Here is a 6,589-nt window from a genome sequence, read left to right as displayed (position 1 = left end):
CCGCCTCGCGGAGCGCCGCGCCCTCCTCGGCGGTCACGCCGTAGGCCGGCAGCTCGTCGGTGTGGAAGATCCCGCCGGCGCCGTGGCGCTTGGCGTGGTCCGAGAGCTCCGTGCCGAGCCGGCGGTCCGGCTGGATCTCCCGGCCGACGAGCCCGTCGAAGCCGAACAAGGGGACCGCCGTCACTTTCCCGCCCGAACCGAGCGCGCCCCGGATCACGCCGGAGTCGGTGTCGGCGAAGACGTCCGTCACGTCGCGCGTCTCGCCCACGCTCGCGTCGCGCGCTCGGAGGGCGTCGCGGATCGCGAGCAGCTCAGCCTGTCTCCCGACCTCGCCGCGGACGATGTCCTCGATTCCCTGGAGGTCCTGGACGCCCTTCACCTCGACGCGAGCGCCCTCGGCGATGGAGACGTTGACGTCCTGGCGGATCGTGCCGAGCCCGCGCTTGACGGCCCCGGTCGACCGGAGCAGCATGCCGATGCGCTCGGCCGCCTCGCGGGCGCCCTCGGGGCTCCGGATGTCCGGTCCCGTGCCGATCTCGACGAGGGGGACGCCGAGCCGGTCGAGCGAGTAGACGACGCCGTCGTCGGTCTCCTCGACGCGTTTCGCGGACTCCTCTTCTAACATGAGGTCCTCGATCGACACGGTCCCCTCGCTCGTCTCGATCGCCCCGTTCTGGCCGAGCAGGATCGACCGCTGGAAGCCGGAGGTGTTCGAGCCGTCGATGACGAGCTTCCGCATCACGTGCGCCTGGTCGACGACGGAGATGTCGAGCAGGTCGGCGATCTGGAGCGCGACCGACAGGGCCTCGCCGTCGACACGGCGGGGCGGCTCGTCGTCCTCCTCGACGAGACAGGTGGTGTCGTACGCGAGGTAGGTGAACGCGCGGTCGACGCGACTCTCCTCGACGGCGGCCTCGTCGAGCTCACCCAGCTCGCTCTTCGTCGGGTGGAGCTTGCGGGTGATCTCCCGGTCCACTTCCTCGGGGTCGCGCTCGATCGTCGGGGAGTCACAGAACAGCTTCGTCGCCGTGTCGAGCTGCTGGTGGATCTCCAGCCCGGCGACGAGCCCCAACTCCTCGTAGTCGTACGGGGTCGCGTCCTCGCTCATTACGCCACCCTCCGGCGGCGCGGGACTAAAAGGGTGGCAGTTCGCGCGAGCGCCGATCGATCGTCGGAATGAACGTTGGAGACCGATGCCAGCGACGTGGTATCTACCTGAACGAGCGGTGGCGCGCCCCGGTGAGCGCCCGTATGCGGGCGCGAACCCGAGCGCGAGGGAGGTTGAGGGGACCCGCCGGTGGGTCCGGCGGGTCGCCGAGACCGAGGCTGGGGAGGGGTGAGGTGCGGGTGCGTTCCCGCGAACGGAGTGAGCGGGAACGGAAGTCGCGGCGCCGAGCGGAGCGAGGCGACCGTCTTCCGGTAGTGCTGTGCGGGGTGGGTCTCAAAGGGGCAGTCGCGAGGGCGAAGCACGACGACGCAAGCACTGGAAGGAGCGAGTGAAAGGAGCGACTGAAGCGCGCAGCGAGTCGCGCGAGCCCTCGCGACTGGGGCTTTGGAGGCCGTCACCGCCGACCCGGCGGTAGAGATCTATAACAGAGTGGCTGGGGCTTGGGATCCACACACCACATCACCAGCCGAGACGCAGTCGTCACTCGGCCAGTAGCGGTCGGCAGGAATTGTGCGTGGGTGCTGTCGTAGAGACAACACCGTGCATCGGGGGGTGTGCCCCGGCGATGCGTGGGACCGGATTTGAACCGGCGGACCTCTACAGGACAGCGCCCTCAACGCTGCGCCGTTGGCCTGGCTTGGCTACCCACGCTCGCGGCGTTCTGTCGCAGTCGCACGTATCCCTCCCCCGATTAAAAGCCCTTCCATTCGACGTGACACCGCGGTCGAGTCACGCGTGCAAGACGGATACAGAAGGGACGGACACGGACACGAAACGGACGGAAGCAGTGCCGCCCTCGGTGTCGCGGCGACCGGCTGCCTGGCAGAGGATCGGCACGCGTTTGGGAGCCGAGACCGTGTCACTGCTCATGTCCGACTGGGCCCGCGAGAACGTCACCTTGCTGACCGCCGTCTGCTCCGCGGGCGCGCTCGCGCTCGTTTTCGGCGCCGTCGGCGGCGTGATCCCGAGTTCCGTTCTTCCGCGTGCCGGTGACGCCGTCCTCGCCGCGATTCCGCACGTCAACGCCGCCGTCTCGCTCGCGGCGATCGCGGCGATCCTGCTCGGGTGGCGAGCGATCGCTCGCGGGGACGTCCGGCGCCACCGCGCGCTCATGCTGACGTCGTTCTCGCTGTTCTGTGCGTTCCTCGTCGCGTACCTCTACCGGCTGATCCACGTCGGAACCGCCGAGTTTCCCGGTCCCGAGGTCGTCTACTCGTACGTGTACCTTCCCTTCCTCGCCGTCCACATCCTGCTGGCGATCGTCTGTGTCCCGTTCGTCTTCCACGCGCTACTGCTGGCCGCGACCCGACCGCCCACTGAACTACAAAACACTCGACACGCGCGGGTCGGGTCGGTCGGTGCCGTGCTCTGGCTGATCTCCTTCGCGATGGGGGTCGGCGTCTACCTGCTGTTGTACCACCTGTACTGACCCGAGACGGCGGCGCCGGACCGGCGCCGGTCACGGTCACGGCCACGGCGTCCGCCCTACGCCGCCCCGTTCGCCTTCTTGTGGACCGCGTAGAACAGCGGCACGAGCAACGCGCCCGCGACGCCGAAGCCGAGCGCGAGCGCGGCGATGTCGTTGACGGTGAGGGGTCGACTGCCGCCGCTCGTCTCGCCGTCGCCGCTGGTTCCGCCGTCGCCGCTGGACCCACCGTCGCCGCTCGATCCTCCGTCGGGGTCGATCAGTTCGTCGTCGACGGAGCCGACCGCGACGGCGCCCTTCATGCCGATCGCCTCGTGGGGCTCGCAGACATACTGGAACGCGTCGCCCTCGGCGGCGTCCGCGAACGTGTACTCGAACGTCTCTTCCGCCGAATCGACCGCGGAGCCGCTGGAGAACGTCCCGTCGGTCGCGACGACGTTGTGGCTGCCGCCCTCGCCGGTCCACTCCCAGACGACGGTCGTCCCCGGGTCGATCAGGATCGCGGCCGAGCCGAACCGCAGGCCGTTCTCGCCGGCGCCGACCGCGACCGTCACCTCGTCGCGGCCGCGGTAGTCGTGCGTGCCGTCGTAGTTGTCGACGTCGTCCAGCCAGCCGTCGTACTGGGCGGCTGCGGTCCCGCTCCCTGCGGCGACCCCCGTGGCGACGGCCGCTCCGGCGGCTCCGACGCGGAAAAATCCGCGCCGGCTCATCGACGTGTCGCCCGCGTTCGCTGTCATACCTCCACGTCCGGTCGTGGACGTATTTAAGCCCGCGGCGATTCTCGGGGCGTCGGATCGACGCCGAAGCCGTTCGGGGCGTCCTCCAAGCCGTCCGAGACGCCCTCAGTCGTCCGCCGGCGTCGGCTCCGGCCCGGCGTCGTCGATCTCCCGGTCGGTCGCCTCGCCGTCGACGTCGAACGGGTACTCGCCGGTGACGCAGCCGAGACAGAGGTCGCCCCGGCCCTCGCCGAGCGCGTCCGCGACGGCGTCGATCGAGAGGTACGACAGCGAGTCGGCGCCGACCTCGGCGCGGATCTCCTCGGTCGAGCGGTCGGCGGCGATCAGTTCCTCCCGGGTCGCCATGTCGATCCCGAAGTAGCAGGGCGCGAGGATCTGGGGCGCGCCGATCCGGAGGTGGACCGCCTCGGCGCCCGCCTCCCGGACCAGGTCCACGAGCTGCGTCGAGGTCGTTCCGCGGACGATCGAGTCGTCGATGATGGTGACCGACTTCCCCTCCACCGTCGACCGTATCGGGTTGAGCTTCAGCCGGACGGCGCGCTCGCGCTCGTCCTGGGTCGGCATGATGAACGTCCGACCCACGTACCGGTTCTTCATCAGCCCCTCCGCGAACTCGACGCCGCCGTCGCCCTCGCCACGGGGCTCGCCGTCGGCGGTCGTCTCGGCGGCGGCGTCGGCGTAGCCGGAGGCGAACGCGCGCCCGGAGTCGGGTACGGGCATCACGACGTCGGTCTCCACGCCGGACTCCTCCCAGAGCTTCCGGCCGAGGGTCCGGCGCACCTCGTACACGAGGTTGTCGTCGATCACGGAGTCCGGGCGCGCGAAGTAGACGTGTTCGAAAAAACAGTGGGCGGTCGATTCGCGCTCGACGAGCTGGTAGGTGTCGTACCCGCTCCCGTCGGGATCGAGGACGACCAGCTCGCCGGGGCGAACGTCGCGGATCAGCTCCCCGTCGAGGGTGTCGATGGCGGCGGACTCGCTCGCGAGGACGTACCCGCCGTCGATCTTGCCGAGACACAGCGGGCGGTTGCCGAGCGGGTCGCGGACCCCGAGGACGGTGTCGTCGTGGGTGATCGCCAGCGAGTACGAGCCGTGGATCCGGTTCATCGTGTGTTTGACCGCGCGCACGAGGTCCTCTTCTAAGAGGTTGCGCGCGAGGTCGTGGGCGATCACCTCGGTGTCGCCGTCGGAGGTGAACGCGTGGCCGGCCGCCGCCAGCTCCTCGCGGACCTCTGTGGCGTTCACGAGGTTCCCGTTGTGCGAGAGCCCGAGCGATCCGGACTTGAAGGAGACCGAGAACGGCTGCGCGCAGCTCTTGTCGAGGCTCCCGGCGGTCGGGTAGCGGACGTGCCCGATCCCGGTGCCGCCCGACAGCGACTCCAGGTCCTCGAGTTCGAAGGCGTCACCGACGAGTCCCCGCTCGACGTGGCTGTGCTGTTGGAACCCGTCGTGCGTGACGATCCCCGCGGACTCCTGTCCGCGGTGTTGGAGCGCGTACAGCGCGTAGTACAGCGGCCGCGCGGCCTCGCGGTCCGCGAGCGAGACGCCGACGACGCCGCACTTCTCTCGCGGCTCGTCGGCCGAGTGGTCCCCACCGGCGTTCATGTACGCTAGGACGAAGAGTAGCAGTCGATAAAAACCCTCGTGTTCGTGGCCTATCGTCGGCTCTGTCGAGCAGATATATCCACGAACGTGGATAGAAAATCGCGGTACCGCGGACGGTCGCGTCGGACGCCGGGAGGTGTTCTCCCCGTCCGACGGCCACTCGTTCTCGGCCGCTTGCTCCACTCGACGGCTACTCCTCTTCGGCTGCCTGTCCCCCGTCGATCAGTTCGTCCAGACGCGCGAAGTACTCCTCGCGAGGCACCTGGTAGGCGGCCCGGTAGTCCACGTCGCCGGCGACGAACCGCTCGGCGACGTCGACGGCGGCGGCCGCGCCCGCCTCGCGCTCGTCGTACGTCTCCGCGACCGCCTCGATCTCGGGCTCCAAGAAGAGCACGACGTGCCACTCGTCGGTCGCGTACTGGCCGGATCCGGGGCGAGCCTTCCGCGACCCGTTGGTCAGGTAGATCGTCGGGAGACACGCGTCGGGGAGGTCGCCGCCGTCGAGGACGTCCGGGCGGTACACGAGGATGGCCCGGCCGCTCGGCTCCTCGTTCCACACCCGCCAGCCGTCCGGCAGCGCCTCGAAGCTCATGGAACAGGCTCGGTCGCGGAGGTTTGAAAGGCCCGCGTTCCGGAGCGGCGGGCGGCCGTCGAGCGCTCCGTCTCAGCCGACGATCGCCGACCCGCCCGGCGGCAGGAACTCCTGGAGCCGGTCGGCGCTCGCGACCTTGCGCACGAACGACTGGTCCGTGAACCGCGACTTCAGCTCGCGGTACACCATCATCGCGGCGTCGTTCTGGGCGTACTTGCCCGGCTCGACCGTCACGCTCGTCGCCGCTCGGTCCGCGATCGCCGAGGGAGGCCCCCCGATAGCGCGGGTGACCGGTTCACACTGGACGCCGACGGCGACCCGGCACGGCACGTCCTCGAAGTACGTCCGGTCGCCGCGGATCACGAAGCTCCCCTTCTCGATGTACTCGCCGCTCTCGGGCGTCTTCGAGACCTGGCCCGGCTCGACCATGTACGCGTCGCCCGCGCCCCGGCCGTCCTTCCAGTCCGAAGAGTACGACACGGCGAACTGTGCGGCCTCCCGCAGCGTCTCCTCGTCGAAGTCGACGGGGTCCGCCGACTCGGACGGGCCAGAGGCTTTGAGCACCGTGACGGGACCGCCGTGCGCCTGCGTGTGGAAGAAGCGGTCGTGTTTGCCCATGTACTTCTTCACGATCTCCTCGTTCTGGTCGGCGTTGCGCCCGCCGATGACGAGGTAGCCCGAGGCGGTGTGGAACCAGCGGAACCGCTCGTACCAGTCGTCCGGCCGGCGAACCGGGATCGACGACCGGGAGAGCCAGTCGGTCTCGTACTCGTCGCCGTCTCCCCCGTCCTCGGCGTCGTCGCCCGTTCCGTCCGTTCCGCCTGTTCCGTCCCCGTCGCCGTCGTCGGCCTCCCAGGCCGCCTTGCGCTCCTTGACCGCCTCCAGCTCCTCGCGGGTCGACTCGATCGCGGCCTCGGCGCCCGCCTTCTTCTCTTCGACCCGCTTCGCCTCCTGGTAGAGCCGGTCGGCGTTGACCTCGACGCCGGCGGCCGCGTCGAGTTCGACCGTCACCGCCCCCTCGTCGCTCTCGTCGTCGGCCGCGTCGAGTTCGACCGTCACCG

At 69.7% G+C, this 6,589-nt stretch carries 6 protein-coding genes and 1 tRNA gene; 1 reads left to right on the top strand and 6 read right to left on the bottom strand.

Annotation, left to right across the window (positions count from 1 at the left end; genetic code table 11):
- Positions 1-1,108 (bottom strand): Glu-tRNA(Gln) amidotransferase subunit GatE (gene gatE, locus GJ633_RS12755; RefSeq protein ID WP_156589132.1); only part of this gene is annotated, 1,108 nt, incomplete at its 3' end.
- Between the two features lie 626 nt (positions 1,109-1,734).
- Positions 1,735-1,819 (bottom strand) — tRNA-Leu (locus GJ633_RS12750).
- Between the two features lie 217 nt (positions 1,820-2,036).
- On the opposite strand from GJ633_RS12750, the gene GJ633_RS12745 reads away from it, so the two are divergent.
- The gene (locus GJ633_RS12745) at positions 2,037-2,597 is read left to right on the top strand and encodes a DUF420 domain-containing protein (RefSeq protein WP_156589131.1); all 561 of its coding nucleotides are present in this window, start codon (positions 2,037-2,039) and stop codon (positions 2,595-2,597) included.
- Positions 2,598-2,653: 56 nt separating this feature from the next.
- Here GJ633_RS12745 and GJ633_RS12740 read toward each other — a convergent pair whose 3' ends face one another.
- The 4 genes from GJ633_RS12740 to GJ633_RS12725 all read right to left on the bottom strand — a co-directional run.
- Positions 2,654-3,331, bottom strand: coding sequence for a halocyanin domain-containing protein (locus tag GJ633_RS12740; RefSeq protein WP_156589130.1), 678 nt, complete (start codon positions 3,329-3,331; stop codon positions 2,654-2,656).
- 105 nt (positions 3,332-3,436) lie between these two features.
- Entirely contained in the window at positions 3,437-4,936 is a 1,500-nt protein-coding gene (gene purF, locus GJ633_RS12735) for an amidophosphoribosyltransferase (protein WP_156589129.1), read from the bottom strand.
- Positions 4,937-5,126: 190 nt separating this feature from the next.
- Positions 5,127-5,528 carry a DUF5820 family protein gene (locus tag GJ633_RS12730; RefSeq protein ID WP_156589128.1) on the bottom strand — a complete coding sequence of 134 codons (402 nt, stop codon included), beginning with the start codon at positions 5,526-5,528 and terminating at the stop codon, positions 5,127-5,129.
- Positions 5,529-5,600: 72 nt separating this feature from the next.
- A partial coding sequence (locus GJ633_RS12725) for an NFACT RNA binding domain-containing protein (protein ID WP_156589127.1) occupies positions 5,601-6,589 on the bottom strand: 989 nt, incomplete at its 5' end.

Origin of the sequence: Halorubrum sp. CBA1125, assembly GCF_009742825.1 — an archaeon.
Classification (GTDB): domain Archaea; phylum Halobacteriota; class Halobacteria; order Halobacteriales; family Haloferacaceae; genus Halorubrum.
Note: the sequence above shows the minus strand (reverse complement) of the source record. Positions and strands in the feature narration are given on the sequence as shown.